We start from the raw sequence: 20,382 nt of genomic DNA, 5'->3' as shown, positions 1-20,382 counted from the left end.
CGCATTCTCCTCCTAATCCAGCGTATCCGCCGGCTTGACGAACCGGTTCATGGCAAGCGTAAACAATAAAAGAACGAGGAAAACCGCCGCACCGATCGCCGAAGCGTAGCCCAATTCGTTGTATTCGAAACCTTTTTTATATAAATACAGTGCAGGTGTTAGCGTGGAAAAACCGGGCCCGCCATTGGTGAGCACCAAAACATTCTCGAAGCTCTGGTATTGCTGGATGAAGGCCAGTATGACGACGAGGCGAAGCTGATTTCGGATCAGCGGCAGTTCGATATGCCGGAAACGCTGCCACACGCCCATCCCCTCCATGCTGCCGACCTCAAACAATTCCTTTGAGATCGTAATAAGGCCGGCCAAATAGATCAGGAAATAAATTCCCCCAATCCATGGGAAATTAACGAAAATGATGGCACCCAGCGCCGTACCGCTCTCCCCGAGCCATGCATGCACCCAGCTTTCCAATCCGAACTGCCGGAGCAGCGTATTGAGCACCCCGTTCCCCATGTAGATCCATCGCCAAAGCAAAAATATGATGATATGGGGAACAACCAGGGGAACAAGGAACAGCACGCGGTAAACCTTTTGCAGACTCTTCCGGGAATGGTAGACGCAAATGGCGGCAAAGAGCGGAAGAGTAAGCTGTATGACCACAAACGATATCGTGAGGACGCTTACATTTTTGAGAGAAACATAGAACGTAGGATCCTTCAGCAGTTGAATATAGTTACCCAGGCCGACGAATTTGTTGAGATTCGCTCCGTTCCATTGGTAGAACGATTTCGTGACCGCCGTCAGCAAAGGATAATATTTGAACAGCGCCATCGAAAGAAAGATCGGAACAAGAAAGGCGTAAGCGATCATATGCTTTTTCAAGAGCCTTCTCTTCTTCAAGCGTGACGCGTCTATGGCGTGCAGGGTGCTCGTCGCTTTATCCGCCATGTTAAGGTTCATATTCTCAGCCCCTCCCCGAGTCAATTCGCGATAGCGACATCAGATTTGTTCTTTAAATCCATCTTACCGGGTGAGCCCCGATTCTTCATTGTGTTTTGCGCCATTGTTATTGTCGATTCGGCCACGAAATAAAAAAACGCCACCACTAGGTACGCTGGATCAGGATTGTAAACAGAATCAGCACAGTTCCGGTTGATTGTATTCATCACACCCCGGAGTATGACATAAAGCCGCCATCTACCGGTACCGTGATGCCAGTTACGAAGCCCGACATCTTATCGTCAGCGAGCCAGACCAATGTGCCGAGTAGGTCGTCAGGCTTGCCAAACCTTCTCATCGGTGTATGGGTGATGATTTTGTGGGAGCGTTCCGTTAACGAGCCGTCTTCATTCGTTAGCAATGTGCGGTTTTGTTCCGTTAAGAAAAATCCAGGGGCGATCGCGTTGACCCGAATACCGACGTCCGCCATATGTACAGCTAGCCATTGGGTAAAGTTGTTAATCGCCGCTTTAGCGGCGCTGTAGGCCGGCACCTTCGGCAACATTTACTTCTTCCCGCAAATTTCCGCGGTCAAAACGATCAATCTGCTAATCGTCCGACAGGACTGGCTGGATAAAGTCGGGATGAAGGCGCCGACCACGACGGACGAACTATACGAGGTGCTTAAGGCTTTTAAAGAGAAGGACCCGAACGGCAACGGGAAAAACGACGAAATCCCGTTTACGACGCGCAATAAACTGAGGGGGCTGCTGGCGTTTATCGAGCCGTTCGGCGTGTCGTTCGAGGAAGATTTTTACGTGGAGAACGGCCAAGTCAAATACACCTACACGAATCCGAAGCTGAAGGAAGCGCTCGCCTTCGCCGCCAAGTTGTACCGCGAAGGCTTGATCGACAAGGAATACATTACGAACGACCAGAAGGTGTGGGAATCCCGCTTTACGAACCAGCTGTCCGGCATCACGTTTGATTCGTTCCCGCGCATCGAGTATTTGGAGAAGCTGGTGGCCAAGGCCGACCCGAAGGTCAATATGATCGGCATTACGCCGCTTAAGGGCCCGTCCGGCAACGCGTATACGAAAAGCCAACAAACGCTGATCAAAAACGGCTTCGCTATCAGCTCGAAATCCAAATACAAGGCGGAGCTGGCCAAAATGCACGACTGGTTTTACTGCGAGGAAGGACAGCTGGCGATGAATTTCGGCAAGCTCGGCGAAACGTACACGATGGAGAACAATCAGCCGAAATACACCGACCTGATCATGAAGGACCAGAACAAATCGCCTCTGATTAAAATGTACGAGCTCGGCCACCGCGAATTTGCTTACCAATGGGACATTCGTTACGAGAACGCTATGGTCACGCCGAAGATAGAAAAAATCCGCGATTCGATTACGCCGTTCATCAAGGATAAATTTCCGGCAGCCCTCTCCTACAAGCAAGCGGAGCGTGATGTGCTGAATTCGAAATTCGCGGAAATTACGACCTACAAGGACGAGATGGTGAACAAATTCATCATGGGGGCGGAGCCGCTCGACAAATTCGACGACTACGTCAAAAACATCGAGAAAATCGGGCTGGACAGCGTCCTGAAAATTCAGCAGGCTTCCTATGAACGTTACATGAAACGGTAGGGTGAAACAAACCGGGCGCAGTCGCTCGAGTAAAATATCTGTGCCTTCTCCGGTCCCAAACGATTGAGCGAAGTTCCGTTACTGTTTCTCAGACCTCCCGGTTACTTTTTTCGTTGCTCAGAAGGAGGAAAGAAGGTACAATGTCTATTAAGTTCTGCTTTTTTTATTGTTTTTTATTGAATTAAGCGCTTCACCTTTCAGGGATCACCATAAACCAAACATAAACAAAAAGGAGCAAATGCTATGCAGGAAACCATCCAACACGAATTAAAGAAAGTCATCAATCAGCTGTTACATCTAAAAAGACCTGACAACGAAAGCCATTTAAAGGAATTGTCCGCCGAGGGTAAAGCCTTGGGATACTTTCCACGCGACTTTGGAATGGACGAATGGGACTGGCCGCAAGGCATAGGCTTATACGGCTTAAATAAACTCACGAAACAAGACGGCTTTGACGGATATCAAGACTTCTTCGTGAAGTGGGCGGGCGAACAGATCGAGCGCGGGCTGCCCCTCAAAAATGTTAATACGACGGCCCCGTTACATACCCTGATGGACCTGCACGGCGTGGAGAAGCTTGCTTTGGAATGGATGCAATGGGTTGAGAATGAGTGCCCGCGGACGAAGGAGAACGGGATTCAGCATGTAACCTCCGGCAATACTTCGAAGTTCGAGTTAAACCTGCACGATCAGGAAATTTGGATCGATACTTTGTTTATGGTTGTGTTGTTCACCGCCAAAATGGGCAAAAAATATAATAATCCGGCATGGATGAACGAAGCGGCCTATCAATTTGCACTTCATATCAAACATATCTTTAATCCTGATAATTCCTTGTTCTTCCATGGATACGATTTCAATAACCAAAACAACTTCAGCGCAGCGCATTGGTGCCGGGGCAACAGTTGGTTTACACTGGCCGCCCCTGAATTTATGGAAATTATGCAGGATTCCATAACGGCGGAGTCCCGTGACCTTATTTTCGGAACCTATAAGGCTCAAGTAGATAAATTGGTTGAATTGCAGCATGAGAACGGACTTTGGCACACCCTCCTTGACGATAAGATCAGCTATACGGAGGTATCCGGCTCGGCTGCGATTACAGCGGGCATTCTGAAGGGGATCCGCCTTGGCTTGTTGGATTCCAGCTACCTGGCACCGTGCCGTAAAGCGGTTGCCGCAGTGCTGAAGAACATCTCTGAAGACGGTACGGTGTTAAACGTGTCTGCGGGAACTCCGATCTGCGAGCATAAGGAAGACTATAAAAAGATCGTCTTCGCACCGACTGCCTATGGACAAGCCTTAGTGATCGTGTTGTTGGCCGAAGCTCTGTATCATACTGAACTGTAAGAGCGAATCTTCAATAAAGCTTGATAATGTGGAATATAACGTTCTAACCATTCTGCTTCCACATATTGAAACTGTAAAAAAGGCCATCGAGATTAATCTCGACGGCCTTTTGAATTTTACACTACCTCTTTTTTAAAGGACGTGACCTTGCTGCCGCCGAACGGGTTCCAATTAATTCATAGAAAGACTTCACTTTGACGTTTGGAGGATTCATAGGTACCCAGTATAATTTCTAGCGCATGGATGCCCTCTACACCTGGTACGATGGGCGTACGCTTCTCCTGTACGGCGAGCGCCATGTCGCGTAACTGGATGCGATGCCCGTCCGGTATGACCTTGAACGGCTCGAAGACCGGCAATTGAATTTCTTGGCCTTCCACTTTCAACAGCTCGATATCATCCTCTTTAATGATGATTGAACCCTTCTCCCCGTGAATTTCCAGGCGTTGACCCAGGTCAGGGTAGACAGTCGTCGTCATTTCGAGCACGCCCATCGCCCCGTTCCGGAAGCTTAACAACGACACAGCCGTATCTTCCACCTCAATTGTTCTCAGCATCGTACCCGCTCTGCCGTAAATCGAACGAACAGGACCGACAAGCCATTGAAGCAAATCCACCGTATGAATTCCCTGATTCATCATGGCGCCGCCGCCGTCGATCGCCCAAGTTCCACGCCAGCCCGCGCTGTCGTAATACTGCTGGCTGCGATAGATTTTCACATAGGCGTCGCAGAGGCTGAGCTTCCCGAGTCCTCCGCCCTCAATAAATTGTTTGACAAATTGAGCCACCGGCGACATTCTTCTTGGGAAAATCGTTGCAAGCAACACTCCGCGCTCTTTGCACTCCCGGATCATTCGATGAGCATCATCCAGCCGGATCGCCATCGGCTTCTCAGCCACCACATGCTTGCCTGCCTTGGCCGCAAGAATCGTCTGTTCCGCGTGAAAGCCGCTTGGCGTACAGATGCAGACGACGTCGATCTGTTCGTTTTGCAGCATCCGTTCCAGCTGCGGGTAAAATTCAGCTCCGTATTTATGGGCAAACGACTGCCCTTTCAACAGATCGGTGTCGCATACGGCAATCAGTTCGGCTTCTTTAATCCCGTGAATGGCATTGGCATGAACTTCCGCGATGACGCCGCATCCGAGAATAGAAAACTTCGTTGTCGTGCCTTCCATCAGGACTGCACCTTCCCTTCCAGATGAGTGAAATAGTGGACCTGCTCATCCGCATCAATCGTCGCTTCTGTTGTCTTGAGCAGATCCCCGTGGGTCAGTATGGACTCGTATCCCTGAATGCGACGGATAAAATCTTCCGTGATCGTGCGAGGAGGCTGCATCAGTTTGGCGGATGCAACCGGCTCTTGATGGGTGATTTGGATCATAAGCGCATCTTCCCTAATTAACGGATCGCCTGACAGCCGGAGCTCGACAAAGCCTTCCGTACCGGTTACAAAAATCCTTCCGTCCCCCCAAGTCCAGCTCCGGTCCGGGGTGTGCCAATCGGCGTAAAGCTGGGTTGCGATGCCGCCCTCCATCAATACCTGCAAGCTGGCCGTATTGTAAAAGGTAGGATATTCGGGCAGGACCGTCTTCCCGACCATGCCTTCCAGCTTTACGATTTCTTTCCCCGTAAGCCAGCGGAGCAGGTCGAAATCATGGACAAGCAAATCGATCAGAATTCCGCCGGATTGTCTTTTGGAAAAGAACCAGGACGGTCGCATCGGTACATCCAGCCGGTGGGGCTTACGCATCCCGATCGAGACGAGCTCTCCGAGAACGCCTTGATCGATTGTCTGCTTTAACGTATAGATGGCCGGATGAAACCGCTCGGTCAGCAGCATGCCGATTTGAATGCGCCCCCTGCCGATCAAATCTTGAAGACGCTCTAACCCCCTGCGGCTGGTGACCGCCGGTTTATCCAACATGACATGTTTGCCTCGGCTTTCACAGAGCTCGATCACTTCGATCTTGTCCTCGTTAATAGAGGCGCACCCTACGACAGCCACCGTATCGCCTAGCAAGCTTTCCTTATTCGCTGCGAGCGGAATTCCGAATTTGTCCGAAAAGCCCCGAGCCAGTCTGTGGTTCTCCTCTTCATAAATTCCGGCGCAAGTATAGCCCAGCGCCAGCATTTCGCTGATAAATATCCCGATATGGGCATGCTGACAGCCGATGACGGAAAACTGTTGTGCGTTCATTTTGGATTAGATCTCCTTTTATTACGTTATTTGCTAATTATTGTTTTTTTCAAAAATTTTGTCCGCTTCTTTACGGAATTCAGCGACAGCCGCATCAATGGTCACTTTGCCGAACTGCTGCTTTTGAACCGTTTGTTCAAATAGCTTCGTCACTTCGCCCGCACCCTTCGGACCCGCATCGTACCAGGCCGGTTGAATACCGGAAACATACTCCAGCATCTTCACCATCTTCTTGTCGCGCTCCGTAAACTTAGGCGTCAAGTATTCCAGCATTTTTTTGTTCTCCGGCAGGCCCCGATCCGTCTCCAGAATATCCGCAGCCTCCTTGGAATTTAAGAAAAAGTCAAGGAACATCGCCGCTTCCTTCGGATGCTTCGACTTGGCGGAAGCGGAAAGGAACATGGCCGTCTCGAGCACGCTCCCGGTTTTCTTATCCTTCGGATAAGTGATCATATCGATCTTATCCTTCATCACGTTCTCGTAAGCCGGGAACGTTGCCGTAAATTGGGGACCCATGATCGGAACAACGCCCTTCATGAGCGCATCCTTGTTCGGATCCGCGTTGCCGATCGGAAGGAACGAAGCGGTGCTTGCCGCCGGCGGCACAAGACCTTCCTTCCGGGCATCATCCCACATTTTCAGCCAATTGGTTAACGTCTCGTCCTTGTAGCCCAGTTTGTTGTTATTATATAGGGTATCGCCGACCGAGAAGGAATAATACATAAAACCTTCCAGCGAAGTAGATAAATCGAACGAGCCGTATACTTTGTCACCCAGCTTGGACTTTATCTCACGGGCCTTGTCAAAATATTCCTTCCAGGTCATATCGTTCTTTGGAGGCTCAATGCCCGCCTGTTTGTACATTTCTTTATTGTAGATCATTACGGAAGCGTTATCAGAAACAGGTAATCCGGTTAACTTGCCGTTAATGGTCCCTTGATTCTTAAGCACATCCTTATTCAAATCATCAATGTGCACATCCTTGCCCAAATACGGTGTCAGATCGGCAAGTACGCCGCGGTCCGAATATTCCTTGATGTACAAAATACTCATTTGCATCAGGTCGGGCGCATTGTTGGCCGCCACTTGAGTGGAAAGCTTTTCCCAATAGCCGTCGAAGCTGGTATATTCCGGCTTGATCTTGATATTCGGATGAAGCTGCTGGAATTTGTCGATCAGCTTGAGCGTCCGGTCATGCCGGCCTTGGCTTCCCCACCAGGAGAAGCGCAGCTCGACGTTTTCCTGTGAGGCTGCGGGCGCGGCGCCGCTGGAAGCCGGCGCATTCTTCTTCTCCGTCGGCACGCATCCTGCGAGCAGACTCATCACGAGGGTCGATGTTACGCTCGCCTTCACGAGCTTGCTTACCTTGCTGCTGTATCCAATCATTAGTGAGGCCCCCTGTCGTTTACTGGCTTACCCTTTCATTATAAAAAATCTGTCATTTATTAAAATTAGAGAAATCTATAAAATGTATCAAAAAACTACAGACTGTTCTGGGGCTACTGATTGAATTCGGAAGGATTAACTCCCGTATGCTTCTTAAACAATTGGCTGAAATATGTGTTGTTCTTGTAGCCGACCTTCTGCGAGATTTCAAAAATCTTATAGTTTCCGCTAAGCATTAGCTCCTTTGCCTTCTCCATGCGGATTCGCGTTAAGTAGTTGTTGTAGTTCTCGCCGGTCTCCTGCTTGAAAATTTGGCTTAAATAATTCCGCGTCAGGTATACCTTCTCGGCCAGAACGTCCAACGTGATGTCTTCCGCATAGTGCTCCTGGACGTACCGCATGATAAAGTCGATTGTTTTGCGGTGCTTCTGTGAGCTGCGCCGGCTCATCACTTCGCATATGGGAAGGAAAAGATCGCGCAGCCAATCGCCGAAATCCTTTAGGCTGTGAAGAAGCTCCAGCTCCTTGCACATGTTGAAATCCGAATGGATATCTTCGATTTGCAGCCCATGATCATGTAAAGCCAGCGCGAGGATGCCGACGATATCGATCGAAAATTCCCTTAAGACGCTGATGCTTGGGATGGATTCACGGCGGAGCTTGCCGATCAAAGTTCCTATGCGTTCCTCTACCAGGTCCTCCTGGCCGAGTATCACAGCATCGATGATGGCTTGATAGCTTTCGATCGGACGCCGGCAAACGGCCTTGCTTTGATCCTTCTTATCTTCCTCCGTAATGATCTGCTGATCCGGCATTTTTTCACGCTCGGCGAGTAAATCTACCGCAGAGGCATAGGATTTGTGGATGTCTTCAACTTGATCCCCAACCTGGCCGATGGATGCGCATACCTGGAGCTTCAAATATTTTTGGATGTTTTCCAAATATTCTAAGGCTGTTTGCTTAACCTGCAGCTTCACCCGCTCCTTCTTCATGCGGGAGGGCGTTGAAACGATGACCGTAATTAAATTCCGCTGAACATCGGCTACATATACCCCTTGCTTCGGTTGCGAAAGCTCATCTACGATATTTTTGACGGCATAAGCGAACAACGATAAGTCGCTTGGACGGTACGACGTCCGCTCGCGATTGATGAAAAATTCGATCAGCAGCACCGTAAAGTATTGGTCCGTAAAATCGATTTTCAGGTAATCCGCCGCTTTTTGGAAAAAAGCCGAATGGCAAAATTCAGGCTCAAGCAGACCCTTGAACAGCTGCTTTTTTGTGGTGGGGAGGTTCGTTTCCAGTAACTCTCGAAGCTCCTTGTCTTCTTTCTTGGATTGTTCTCTTTTCTCGAGTTTGTTCATCGTAGTGACCAGGACATTTTCGATCTCATCGAGCGTAGCCGGTTTGGATAAATATTCGTTCACCTGCAGCTTGACGGCGGCTTGGGCGGTTTTAAAATCCTCGTACCCGCTCAGGATGATCACTTCTGCATGGTTCCCTTCCTCGCGCAGCGCCTTCAGCATTTCAATCCCGTTCATGACAGGCATGAAGATATCCGTTAAAATAATATCGGGACAATGTGCCCGGATTTGCTCCAGCCCTTCTCTGCCGTTCTTTGCGGTTCCCGCCAACTGGATGCCCAGCTCGTTCCACCGAACCGTGCGGGTGAGACCATGAATCGTGGTTATGTCGTCGTCAATGATGACAGCTTTGACCATTGGGCTTTCCCTCCCTGGGATGCGACGGCTCTGATTTCATTTTAGGCAAAGATATGGTCACCTTCGTTCCCCGTTCAAGCTCGCTATGAAGGTGTACCCCGTATCCTTCGCCGAAGTACAGCTGAATGCGCTCGTGCACATTTCGGATACCGCTGTGTTCCCTGCCATGGACCTCATTCATATCCATCCCGACACCATTATCCTCCACGCCGAAATAGAGGCTGGAGTCGTCCTCCCACCCCGTAATTTTTATCCATCCCTTTTCCTTGGAATGAAGTCCGTGAAGGAGCGCGTTCTCGACAAACGGTTGTATGATCAACTTCGGGGTGTAATAAACCATCATGGATTCCGGCGCCGATAGGATAAACTCCACCCTTTGGTGAAACCGGATTTTTTGCAGCTCCGTATAATAACGGAGATGCTCCAGTTCTCTCCGGACAGGAATGAAGGTCGCTCCGCTGGAGAGGCCGATCCGCAGCATCTTGCCGAGCAAGGAAAGCATATGGCTGAGCTCGCGCGCGCCGGACTCGATCGCATGCCAGTTCATCATATCCAAAGTATTATAAATAAAATGAGGATTGATTTGCTCCTGTAGGATTTGGATTTCCGCTTCCCTCTTGCGCCGATTCTGTTCATCCACTTCAAGCATCAGCTGATCGATCCGCTGGGTCATTTGATTGAAATGCTCGTTTAAGTGACCGAATTCGTTCTCATAATCGTTCGCGATTTGAACATCCCATTTGCCTATTTTCATCAGCTTCATCGCATGAATCAGCTTACGGATCGGCAGCGCGAATTGCCTGGACAGGAAATAAGCCATTACGACAGCCAGTAAAATGCAAAAAACGGCCGCGAGCACAATCACCTTTTCGATACGGCGGCTCCCCTTTATAATATCCTCCCAAGGAATGATATCCATCGTAATCCACCGCGTCCGGTCCTGGCGGCTCCAAATCATGAGATCCTTGTCTTGGAGCCGCGCAGTCGCAAAGGTATCGGCACCGATAACAGCTTTTTCAAGAATATCGGATATTTCGTTCTTCATGCTGTCATAAGAGCCTGTTTTCTTGACTCCGCCGTAATGCTCGACAACCAGACGGTTATGCGAATCCACGATGAACCGGCTGACATCTCCGGCGCTGCCGGTAACGAGCTTTTGCATGAAAGGCATTTTCAAATTGATAACCAGGATTCCTACTTCCTTTCCCGAAGGGGAAAGGACCTTTCTCGCAAAGCTGACTACCATTCGTTCATCCGCCGGGTAGCCATCCACTTCGACAGGATGTGTACCGATCCAACCGTAATCGGCGTCCTTAATTTCATTATACCAGGAGCTTTTTTCCAAAATCGAATACTCGAAGATCCCGTTCGCGGCGATCCTGCTGTTCAGAGTCGTATCCTTCGCATAGAGCTGCACGGAATGGACGCCTTCCTTGACATAGCTGAGACGGCTGAGCAGATCGATCATCTCCGATTTCTGCTGGATCCTCTCAAAGGAATCTTCTCCATATTGCAAGTAACCGATCAGCTTCGGATTGCTTGCCAGAACAAGCGAGTCATATTCTACGGACTGGAGCTGCTGATCCAGTTGCTTGTTTATTTCGCTTAAGAGAAGCTTTCGGGAAGCAATCGTCTGGTCGACCATCTCCTGGTTCGTAATATAATAGCTGGTAATCCCCAGCAGCAGAATCAGCAGCGCTGAAATCAGGATAAAGGACGTGAAGAACGTCACCTGGAAGGAAAAAGCCTTGAACGGATTCTTCATGCGAATCATCACCTGCAGTTGTGCCGTTTTGAATTAAGCATAAAGCTCTTAAACGGCGTTTGTAAACCTTAGCCTTTAATCCCGGTCGTGGAAATACCTTCCACAAAATACTTTTGGGCTGCAATAAAGATGACAAAGCAAGGAATCACCGATAAAAGGGACATTGCATACATCGGCCCCCAGGTTACGGCGGAGGTGTTATCCAGGAACAGCCGGAGTGCAAGCGGAACAGTATATTTGGCGGTATCCGTCAAATAAATCATTTGTCCGAGAAAGTCATCCCAAGTCCAGATAAAGCTGAAAATTGCGGTTGTAATAAAAGCCGGCGTGCAAAGCGGCAGAACGATTTTGAATGCAATGCCGAGCGTCGAGCAGCCATCGATTTTGGCTGATTCGTCAAGGTCCCTCGGGATGCCGCGGATAAACTGGATCATCAGAAAAACGAAGAACGGGCTTACCGCCAAAAAATGCGGCATAATCAGCGGCAGCGTAGTCCCTACCCAATCGAAATATTTGAACAGGACATATTGCGGAACCAATGTAACTTGAGCCGGCAGCATAAGGGTGATCATGAGAATGCTGAACCAGAATTTTTTTAACGGAAAGTGGAGTCGGGCGAAGCCGAATGCAACGAAAGCGCTCGATATCAGCGTTCCTATGACGGAAAATACCGCGATGAAAAATGAATTATAGAAAAAGTGAGCGAAGGTGAAGCCGGGAATGGCCGTCCATCCGTTGGAAAAGTTTTCCCAGTGGACCTCGGATGGGATTAGGTTGGACTTAGGGATTTCCTCATTCGATTTCAGCGCGTTCCCTACCAGCCAAAAAATCGGATATATCATTATAACGCTGCACGCAATCAAAAAGCTGTATTGAATCAAGCCGCTGCGTTTCATCTAGCCGCCCTCCTATGTTTCGTAGTGAACCCATTTTTTGGACGACCAAAAAATGAGCATGGTAAACAGTCCGATGATAGACAGCAAAATCCAGGCCAAGGCGCTGGCATAGCCCATGTTAAAGTAGGCAAATGCCTTCTGATACAAGTAAAGCGCGTAAACGAGCGTGGAATTAATCGGACCGCCTTTGGTTACGATGAACGCTTGAGTGAACATTTGGAAGCTGCCTATGATCTGCATGACCAAGTTGAATAATATGATCGGCGTCAGCATCGGAAGCGTGATGGAGAAGAAGGAATGGAATTTCGACGCGCCGTCCACCGAGGCGGATTCGTACAAATCCTTCGGAATTTGCTTGAGTCCGGCCAGGAAAATGACCATCGAGGAGCCGAACTGCCACACGGCAAGCATGACCAAGGTATAAAGCGCGGTCTCCGGAGTGTTGATCCAGTCGATGCCTTGAATGCCAAGCAGCGCCGCGAATTTGTTCAGGAATCCGTCCATGCCGAACAGGTTTCGCCAAATGGCCGAAATCGCCACACTCCCGCCGATCAGCGAGGGCAGGTAAAAGATCGCGCGGAACAAGGACATGCCGCGGATCGCTTTACTCAATAGCATAGCTACCAATAATGCGAAGATGAGTTTTAACGGTACGGAAAGTACGACATACGTGAGCGTGACCTGAAGCGCCTTCCAGAAATCTTTGTCGTCCGTAAAAATTTCATGGTAATTCTCGAAGCCGATGTAAGCGGGAAGTTCCAATAAATTATATTGCGTTAGCGATAAGTAAAAGGATTGGGACATGGGGCCGATGGTGAGAACAAATAATCCAATGAGCCACGGAGCAATAAATACATATCCCCAAACCGGCTCGATCCAACGGTTCATTTTTCGAGTCATCGGTTTTTGCAGGTTTTCGTTCACTCCGGTTAATTTCGTAGCCTTTATCATCTGCACTGCTCCTTTCTAAGATTATCTTAATGTCTTGGAAGAAGTAACGAAATAAGACAAATCTATAAATAATAATAGAAATCTACACAGGTTGCACAAAACGATATCGTACAATTTTGTTTGCAGTTGTTTACAAAAAAAAGAACATCCCAACGGTTTATTGGATGTTCTTCTAATGCTCCTGAAAAATTTCATCATTCTCTCGGACTAGGTTCGCTGCATATCCAGTTCAAAATGCTCAGCCTATAATGCTTAATTTCTGGTATGCCCTTCTCATAGCGCCTAAGGCTATATCAAGATCTTCTCGCGTATGCTCAGCCGCAACAATGAAACGAACGCGTCCCTTGTCCATGGCGACCGTTGGGTACACAATTCCTTGAGCGAACACCCCCTCCTCCAACAGCAAATCAGAAAACCGCATGGTCTTGGCCGGGTCGCCTATAATGATCGGGATGATTGGGGTTTCACTCGCGCCTGTATCGAATCCGAGAGCTTGAGCGCCGGAACGAAAATACGTTGCATTAGCCCACAGTTGCGCAATCCGTTCTTCACTCCGCCGTAACACTCGAATTGCAGCCAGACAGGATGCGGCAACGGCAGGGGTTTGCGACGTGCTAAACAGAAAGGGCCGGGCTTTATGAATCAGGAAATCTTTAAGAACTCGATCCCCGGCAACATAGCCCCCGACAACCCCAACAGCCTTGGAGAGCGTTCCGATCTGTATATGGACTCTGCCGTTCAATCCGAAATGATCGGTCGTTCCTTTTCCGTTTTTGCCGAGTACTCCGCTCGCATGTGCGTCATCCACATAGACTAGGGCGTCGTAAGTCTCGGCCAATTTGACAATGGCAGGCAAAGGTGCGATATCTCCATCCATGCTGAATACCCCATCCGTAACAATAATGCGCTTCTTGTAACTGGAGCATTGCTTCAATGCTGCTTCCAGCTGATCCATATCCTTGTGCGCATATATTTTTCGATGAGATTTAGTCAGACGGATGCCGTCGATAATACTCGCATGATTCAACTCATCGCTGATGACAACGTCATCTGGACTTAGAATCGAGGCCAGCACGCCCTGATTCGTGGTGAAACCGGACTGAAATACCAGCGCCGCTTCCGTCCCTTTGAAAGCAGCCAACTCTCGCTCCAGCTCATCGTGGATGCGTATGGTACCCGTGATGGTACGAACCGAACCACTGCCTACGCCATATTCACGAATGGCGGCTATTGCCGATTCTTTCAACTCGGGATGCCCGGTAAGTCCCAAGTAATTGTTGGATGACATCTGAAGCACCCGGCGTCCATTCAGCGTCATCCAAGTACTGGAGCCGCTGTCCCACACGGTCATAGGACGATAACGTCCTTCTTTCTTCAGATTCTCCAGCTCATCATATAGTGATTGCCAGTTGGCCATGATGGTTTTCCTCCTTCCAGCGGTCTTCCATACCCGCTTCCCTGTCATGTGTAAAAACAATTTTTCCGCATTGGCCTGAGGTCATTAATTCAAAAGCTTCCTCATAACGATGCAGCGGGAACCGGTGAGTAATTAACGGCGTTAGATCAATGCGCCCCTGCTCAAGCAGCCCCTTTAACTGATACCAGGTCTGGTACATACGCCGACCGGTAATTCCTTCTATCCTCAGACCTTTGAAAATAATATGAGAAGATAAGTCGAGTGATACCTCACGAGTAGGAATGCCGAGCAGCGACACGTGCGCTGCAGGGGCGGCAGCTTCAAACCCTTGGCGGATTGCATCCGGATGACCGGACATTTCCAGAATGACCTCGGCCCCCTCACCTCCGGTACAATCCTTTATCGCATTTGCCATCGGCACTTGCGCGCTGTTGATAATTGAATCTGCACCCATCCGGCGCGCCAGCTCCAACCGGTATGGGTTAACGTCCACAGCTATAACGGCTCCAGCTCCACAAGCCTTAGCTACGGCAACAGCCATCAACCCGATCGGCCCAGTACCAATAATGACGACCGACTTGCCGACGATATCTCCCGATAAAACCGTCTGCACGGCGTTGCCTAGCGGGTCCTGGAGACAAGCAAGCTCGTAAGGCATTTCCTTTTTATTTTGAATAACATTGGATTCTTTAAGAATCGCATAATCGGCAAAACAACCGGGGGCTGTAATACCGAAGCTTCTCGTATTCGGGCAGACATGGGCATTACCAGTCCGACATGCCTTGCAAATACCGCAGACCATATGCCCTTCCCCGGAAACCGAGTCGCCAGGCTTGACATGAACCACTTCTGAGCCGACCGATTCGACAATGCCGGCAAACTCGTGACCGAATACATTCGGGGTTACTACCGTACGATCCGCCCAGGCATCCCAACAATAAATATGAACGTCCGTCCCGCAGATTGAAGTTGCTTTAACCTTCACCAGCACTTCATCAGGTCCACAACGGGGTTTAGGAACCTCCTTTAATACCGCTCCAGGTCCACGGACCTCCTTTACTAAACCAATCATGGTCGTGCTCATGGCGACTGCCCTCCCCTATAAAACGTTTGTTATGTTGTACGTTTGTGCAAAATATAATACGAATATATATTATATTATACATATGTGCTACATATTGTACAGATGTTCCTCGATAAAATTTTTTACAAAAATCGTCAGCTTCTAAGAAGCATTGTTCTTTCATCGCATCCCTCGTATATTTCATATATAATGGAGGCTAGCTAATGATTAGGAGAGAAGCGCCATGGAACAAGACCAAATCCATAAAAAAATCGGACGAAACCTTCAGAGCATCCGTAAAGCGAGATCATTAAGCCTGGATCAGGTTGCCGAGCTGACAGGAGTCAGCAAAGCCATGATCGGCCAAATCGAGCGTGGCGATTCCAACCCGACCATCTCGATTTTATGGAAAATTGTTAACGGTCTCCACATCTCCTTCACCTCTCTGATTGAAGAAGAGGCGCCGAAGGTGACTCATACCCGCTTTGATGAATTGGAACCCTTCTCGGAAAAAGACGGACAGTATCGCTCCTATCCGCTTATCCCGTTCGAACAGCAAAAGCAATTTGAAGTGTACACCGTTGAAATGGAAAGCGGCTGCGAACATGAATCTGAGGCTCATAACGAAGGCGTTGAGGAATACATCCTGATGTCGCGGGGGGAAATGCAGCTCGATATTCATCAGGAAACCTACAGGCTTCAAGCCGGTGACGCCCTCCATTTCACAGCCGATAAGCCGCATACTTACAAGAACGTCTCGGATGGCAAGACGGTATACCATACCATCATTTTTTATCCAAAAAATTGAAATACTGAGAGTAAGCAAAAAAATAGATCGCCCTATCCGGCCAGCTAGACCAGATGGTTGGCGATCTCTTTATAAAAATTCTCTGTGATTTAAGGTCCTGCCGCTGACGATGCGAACAGAGCCGCTAGATCACCAATAGATCACTGGCGTTCTTTTGTGAGGATCCGGAACGTGATGCCGAATTTATCCGTTACGTTGCCGTAAGCGGGGCTGAAGAAACTTGCTTGCAGCGGCTCGTTCACTTGACCGCCCTGTTTCAGCGCTTCAAAATATTGGGCAGCCTTGTCTTTGTCATTGGTTTGAACAACGATGGTCACTTGCGTTCCCTTCTGGTAGCTACTGCCGGTAACATTGTCGGTGAGCTGAAGCTCCGATTCGCCGATTTTCAAGATGGCGTAGCTTATCAAATCTTTCTTTTCCGGAGGCAGCGGGGATTCCGGATTTCCCGGCACATCGCCGAATCGCAGCGTAAAGACAACCTTGGCTTCCAGCGCTTTCACGTAAAAATCGATAGCCTCATTAGCGCTGCCGTTCATTTCAAGAAAAGGGATCAAACTCGTACTCACAACTATCATCTCCTTGGTTAATATGTTTATACCGGGACACTCGGTTTCTTTTGCATTGACCGGTTTCCCTTGACACTAACTATGTCGGAGGTCGGCGAGGAAACGTGACCGATCCGGCGAAAATTTTTTTTAGATGGGTAGCTCAAGAAAAGAACAGCAGTTTTCGTACATCTTCGTCACATCTTCTGAATTCCGTTCGACATATAAGTAAAAGAGAAAATGCAGGAAGGAATGTGACGCTTGAACGATAATCATTGGCTTGTGGAACAATTCGAGGCGCATCGGAATCACCTGCAAGCAGTGGCATACCGGATGCTCGGTTCTCTGAGCGAAGCGGATGACGCTGTGCAGGAGTCGTGGATACGTCTTTGCCGCTCCAATACTAGCGGAGTCGAGAATATGGGAGGCTGGCTGACAACAATCGTCTCGAGGGTATGTCTTGATATGCTGCGATCTCGAAAATCGCAGCGCGAGGAGCTTACGATGGTGAGTGTACCCGAGCCGGTTACTAGTCGTGAGGACGGAAGCGACCCCGAGCACGAAGCGCTGTTGGCCGATTCTGTCGGGCTTGCTATGCTCGTGGTCCTCGGAAACTTAAATCCCGCCGAACGCATTGCATTCGTGCTGCACGACATTTTCGCCTTGTCTTTTTCGGAGATTGCTCCGATCGTAGACCGCAACGAGGCCGCAACAAGACAGCTTGCCAGCCGCGCGCGACGGCGGGTTCAGGGTGCCGTGACAACTTCGGATTCAGCGGAGCTCAAGCGCAAGCGGGAGCTTGTCGATGCATTCCTTGCAGCATCGCGCACCGGAGACTTTGAGAAGCTTCTCACGGTATTAGACCCGAATGTCGTACTCAGAAACGATACGGCATTTGCGCCGGTCTCCAATTTACCGTTTGTTCACGGTTCGGAAGCCGTGGCCAAACAATTCGCGGGCCGTGCCCAGGGCGCACGGCCGATGCTCGTGAGCGGATCAGTAGGCGTCGTCGTGGCCCCACACGGTCGACTGCTTTTCGTACTCGAACTCAAGGTTGCGGATGGCAAGATAACCGAGATCGATATGATTGCCGATCAGACGCGCCTTCGCCAGCTCGACTTAGCAGTTTTGAGCGATTGATAGGCTAACGAATCAAAGGGCTACAACAAGGCTAAACTTTTCTGCTTTTGGTTTGCGATGATGCATGCCGCGAAAGTCGAAACCTTCTTCTCCTGCCCAAAGTCCGACGATGTACGTTTTAATCGGGTGCAAGGTTAGCTCCAGCCACTCCATTATCGCACGATTGAGTTCATTCGCCCGGTCTGCGTCTATCTTTATGATACGGTTCAGCGTACCACCTATAAAGCGAAATCGAAAGGCACCCTGGTGGGTGCCTTTTAAGTTTATTATTGACATCGACACATTCATGCCGTGGGTGCGGCGGAAAACCATAATTCTTTTAGTAACTACTTTGGTTCTGAATATGTTCGCGCCGGACGCCGTTCGGACTGCCGATATGCCTTTGGCGTCATACCTTCCCATTTCTTGAACACCTTGTTGAAATAGCTCTGGTCGTTAAAGTTCAGCCATGCTGCGATATCGGTGATCGGATAGTCGGTCAGTGTGAGCAGCTTCTTCGCTTCCTCGATCCGTTCGCGTTGGACGTACTCAGAAATCGTCAAACCAACCTCCTTCTTGAACAGGCTCGACAAGTAGTTCGGGCTGAGATTGGTACGCTCGGCGAGCCGATCGAGCGTAATGTCACCGTACAAATGGTTGGCGATCTCGTGCAGACAATCCTGCACGGCTGGTGAGTAATCGCCCCGGCGGACTTCCGCCACCCGGTCGACGAAGTCGAACAGCACCTCCGTCATGACGGCGGTGACCGCCTGCAGCGTATCCTTCTCCTTCAACTGCTGAATATAGAAATCTCTCAGCGTAAACGCATCCTCCTCGTGCATACCTCCTTCAATCGCAGCTAGACAGATCAGAGCGATTCCCGTAATCATCAGGTTCTTCTCGCTGCGGAGCCGGCTCCGCTTGGCCAACACGCCGAGCTCGTCCTCGCCGATGATGGGTTCCATGACGAATGTCCGAATTCGTTCCCTCTCTCCCGTGCGCACGTAGTGAAGCAGAACGCGCTCATGTGACAAGTTAGCGTGAAGCATGCCGCTGCGACGGCTTCGGGACAGCTCGGCATCTGGCTCTTGCTTCTTCACAACCGGTTCCGGCATCGGCACGCCGTCTGCCAGAAGGTTCGCTGACGGGTCGACGGGCTGCGAGCGAATCGCATAGTGGATCATCAGGCTCAGCGCGCGGGCGCGCTCCGGGGGTACCAACGGTTGTCGGTCTAACGAAGGGCGCGGCGATCGAGTATGTGAAGAAAGGCATCCGCGTCAACGGCATTTGCCCGGGCGGTGTCGAGACGGCTCTGACGAAGAGCGTAGAGCAAGCTTTCATGTCAGGCGGATACGTGCCGGAGGAAGTCGGCAATATGCGCATGGGCCGCTATGCGCAGCCGGAAGAACTGGCGGAAGTCGTCTCATTCCTCGCTTCCGATCGCGCCAGCTACATGACGGGCTCCATCGTATTGGTTGACGGCGGGCTGACGCTCTAAATTAATTTGTTGACGAGAATAAAGCAGAATTTTCATGTGGATACTATCAAAAACGACAGAAGTCCTTCACCGTCGGATAGCGGCTGAGGGACTTCGTTTTCCTAATTGAATTAGCAAACAAGTTTTACTGTTCTGATTGTCGTAAAAGAGTTCCAAGCGAAATTTTCCATACGAGCGACTAATCCCCAGTTCTTTAGCAATCTCCCTCTGTGTCCGCTCTTCCCCGCCATGCTCGAGTCCGAAACGGCCGACGACGACTTCCTTCTCCTGCTCATCGAGAAGAATGTCCCCATTATGCCGGGATTGAATATTATTACATTTTACTGTATATTTATTCAATACAATATTGGGAGGGTTGCTTAATGCCACTTGTCATAAGAAATGCTGAACCTGATGATTTGAACGATTTGACCGAATTAATGTATGAATACATAGTTGGTTTTTATCAGAAACCTAAGCCAGCCATAGAAAAAATTCATAATTTGATTCAAATACTTTTAGAGAAGCAAAATGGTGTACAGTTTGTTGCATTACAAGATAGAAAGTTAGTTGGATTTGCTACATTATACTTTACATTCAGCACTATGAAAGCAGATAAATATACTGTAATGAACGACCTTTTTGTTATTGAGCAATACAGAGATACAGGAGTGGAATCACAACTGTTTTTAGAATGTCAAAGGTACACGCAGGAGCATCAATTTACTCACATGTCTTGGATAACGGCTACTGATAATAAACGAGCTCAACGGTTTTTTGATAAGATGGGAGGCATTCAAGGGGATTGGATTAATTATTCAATTATCTAAGCATTTGACCCTCTAATATTGAGGGTCTTTATTTTACATAACTGCCCTTCCCTCGGTTTTAATGGTTTATCTCACATATACTCACTCATTCGCAGGATTTTAACACCTTGGTTTGCAGATGTTATTCAGGAGAGAGCTTATCAGACATAGCTATCCCAATTTTGGGCATACGGGAACAGAAGAAGTGCTGGAACATTTCTCCAAGGGTTATTCTTCTGCACGCATACTCCACACTTACCTTGGGGTTCACCATCCCATGACTC

At 49.2% G+C, this 20,382-nt stretch carries 18 protein-coding genes and 3 pseudogenes; 6 read left to right on the top strand and 15 right to left on the bottom strand.

Annotation, left to right across the window (positions count from 1 at the left end; translation table 11 throughout):
- Nucleotides 1-12 precede the first annotated feature (12 nt).
- Nucleotides 13-960 (bottom strand): carbohydrate ABC transporter permease, encoded by a 948-nt coding sequence (locus O9H85_RS34465; protein WP_269885892.1) that lies wholly within the window; start codon nucleotides 958-960, stop codon nucleotides 13-15.
- Nucleotides 961-1,165: 205 nt separating this feature from the next.
- Nucleotides 1,166-1,501 (bottom strand): annotated as a pseudogene (locus tag O9H85_RS34460) (SDR family oxidoreductase); the annotation flags it as partial.
- A 1-nt stretch (nucleotide 1,502) separates the two neighbouring features.
- On the opposite strand from O9H85_RS34460, the gene O9H85_RS34455 reads away from it, so the two are divergent.
- Nucleotides 1,503-2,591 (top strand): extracellular solute-binding protein, encoded by a 1,089-nt coding sequence (locus O9H85_RS34455; protein WP_409348251.1) that lies wholly within the window; start codon nucleotides 1,503-1,505, stop codon nucleotides 2,589-2,591.
- Between the two features lie 243 nt (nucleotides 2,592-2,834).
- Entirely contained in the window at nucleotides 2,835-3,941 is a 1,107-nt protein-coding gene (locus O9H85_RS34450; protein WP_269885890.1) for a glycoside hydrolase family 88/105 protein, read from the top strand.
- Between the two features lie 176 nt (nucleotides 3,942-4,117).
- Here the strand turns inward: O9H85_RS34450 and O9H85_RS34445 are convergent, their stop codons facing one another.
- The 9 genes from O9H85_RS34445 to tdh form a co-directional block, all read right to left on the bottom strand.
- Nucleotides 4,118-5,119, bottom strand: coding sequence for a Gfo/Idh/MocA family protein (locus O9H85_RS34445; protein WP_269885889.1), 1,002 nt, complete (start codon nucleotides 5,117-5,119; stop codon nucleotides 4,118-4,120).
- On the bottom strand, nucleotides 5,119-6,141 hold the full coding sequence (locus O9H85_RS34440; RefSeq protein WP_269885888.1) for a Gfo/Idh/MocA family protein: 1,023 nt from the start codon (nucleotides 6,139-6,141) through the stop codon (nucleotides 5,119-5,121). The genes O9H85_RS34445 and O9H85_RS34440 overlap by 1 nt, the downstream gene beginning before the upstream one ends.
- Before the next feature lie 33 nt (nucleotides 6,142-6,174).
- On the bottom strand, nucleotides 6,175-7,527 hold the full coding sequence (locus tag O9H85_RS34435) for an ABC transporter substrate-binding protein (protein ID WP_269885887.1): 1,353 nt from the start codon (nucleotides 7,525-7,527) through the stop codon (nucleotides 6,175-6,177).
- A 113-nt stretch (nucleotides 7,528-7,640) separates the two neighbouring features.
- Nucleotides 7,641-9,248, bottom strand: coding sequence for a response regulator (locus tag O9H85_RS34430; protein ID WP_269885886.1), 1,608 nt, complete (start codon nucleotides 9,246-9,248; stop codon nucleotides 7,641-7,643).
- Entirely contained in the window at nucleotides 9,226-11,013 is a 1,788-nt protein-coding gene (locus O9H85_RS34425) for a cache domain-containing sensor histidine kinase (protein ID WP_269885885.1), read from the bottom strand. The genes O9H85_RS34430 and O9H85_RS34425 overlap by 23 nt, the downstream gene beginning before the upstream one ends.
- 68 nt (nucleotides 11,014-11,081) lie before the next feature.
- The gene (locus tag O9H85_RS34420) at nucleotides 11,082-11,909 is read right to left on the bottom strand and encodes a carbohydrate ABC transporter permease (protein ID WP_269885884.1); all 828 of its coding nucleotides are present in this window, start codon (nucleotides 11,907-11,909) and stop codon (nucleotides 11,082-11,084) included.
- 12 nt (nucleotides 11,910-11,921) lie between these two features.
- Entirely contained in the window at nucleotides 11,922-12,860 is a 939-nt protein-coding gene (locus O9H85_RS34415; protein ID WP_333474307.1) for a carbohydrate ABC transporter permease, read from the bottom strand.
- A 238-nt stretch (nucleotides 12,861-13,098) separates the two neighbouring features.
- Entirely contained in the window at nucleotides 13,099-14,277 is a 1,179-nt protein-coding gene (locus tag O9H85_RS34410; protein WP_269885883.1) for a glycine C-acetyltransferase, read from the bottom strand.
- Nucleotides 14,252-15,361 (bottom strand): L-threonine 3-dehydrogenase, encoded by a 1,110-nt coding sequence (tdh, locus tag O9H85_RS34405; protein WP_269885882.1) that lies wholly within the window; start codon nucleotides 15,359-15,361, stop codon nucleotides 14,252-14,254. The genes O9H85_RS34410 and tdh overlap by 26 nt, the downstream gene beginning before the upstream one ends.
- Before the next feature lie 223 nt (nucleotides 15,362-15,584).
- Between tdh and O9H85_RS34400 the strand changes: the two genes are divergently transcribed.
- Nucleotides 15,585-16,148, top strand: a complete 564-nt coding sequence (locus tag O9H85_RS34400; RefSeq protein ID WP_269885881.1) for a helix-turn-helix domain-containing protein — start codon at nucleotides 15,585-15,587, stop codon at nucleotides 16,146-16,148.
- Nucleotides 16,149-16,288: 140 nt separating this feature from the next.
- Here the strand turns inward: O9H85_RS34400 and O9H85_RS34395 are convergent, their stop codons facing one another.
- Complete coding sequence (locus O9H85_RS34395) at nucleotides 16,289-16,714, bottom strand: VOC family protein (protein ID WP_269885880.1); 426 nt, start codon at nucleotides 16,712-16,714, stop codon at nucleotides 16,289-16,291.
- 240 nt (nucleotides 16,715-16,954) lie between these two features.
- Between O9H85_RS34395 and O9H85_RS34390 the strand changes: the two genes are divergently transcribed.
- Entirely contained in the window at nucleotides 16,955-17,833 is an 879-nt protein-coding gene (locus tag O9H85_RS34390; RefSeq protein WP_269885879.1) for a sigma-70 family RNA polymerase sigma factor, read from the top strand.
- A 12-nt stretch (nucleotides 17,834-17,845) separates the two neighbouring features.
- On the opposite strand, the gene O9H85_RS34385 is transcribed toward O9H85_RS34390, so the two are convergent.
- Nucleotides 17,846-18,109, bottom strand: coding sequence for a hypothetical protein (locus tag O9H85_RS34385; RefSeq protein ID WP_269885878.1), 264 nt, complete (start codon nucleotides 18,107-18,109; stop codon nucleotides 17,846-17,848).
- A 50-nt stretch (nucleotides 18,110-18,159) separates the two neighbouring features.
- Nucleotides 18,160-19,032 carry a helix-turn-helix domain-containing protein gene (locus tag O9H85_RS34380; RefSeq protein WP_269885877.1) on the bottom strand — a complete coding sequence of 291 codons (873 nt, stop codon included), beginning with the start codon at nucleotides 19,030-19,032 and terminating at the stop codon, nucleotides 18,160-18,162.
- Nucleotides 19,033-19,034: 2 nt separating this feature from the next.
- Here O9H85_RS34380 and O9H85_RS34375 point away from each other — a divergent pair.
- Nucleotides 19,035-19,310, top strand: a pseudogene (locus O9H85_RS34375) (SDR family NAD(P)-dependent oxidoreductase); the annotation flags it as partial.
- 66 nt (nucleotides 19,311-19,376) lie between these two features.
- Here the strand turns inward: O9H85_RS34375 and O9H85_RS34370 are convergent.
- Nucleotides 19,377-19,604 (bottom strand): annotated as a pseudogene (locus tag O9H85_RS34370) (sigma factor-like helix-turn-helix DNA-binding protein); the annotation flags it as partial.
- 68 nt (nucleotides 19,605-19,672) lie between these two features.
- Between O9H85_RS34370 and O9H85_RS34365 the strand changes: the two are divergent.
- Complete coding sequence (locus O9H85_RS34365) at nucleotides 19,673-20,119, top strand: GNAT family N-acetyltransferase (protein ID WP_269885876.1); 447 nt, start codon at nucleotides 19,673-19,675, stop codon at nucleotides 20,117-20,119.
- Nucleotides 20,120-20,382: the final 263 nt, after the last annotated feature.

The sequence above is a fragment of the Paenibacillus gyeongsangnamensis genome, from assembly GCF_027533625.1.
GTDB lineage: Bacteria > Bacillota > Bacilli > Paenibacillales > NBRC-103111 > Paenibacillus_G > Paenibacillus_G gyeongsangnamensis.
The sequence above is the reverse complement of the archived record's forward strand: the minus strand, read 5'-3'. Positions and strand labels throughout refer to the sequence as shown.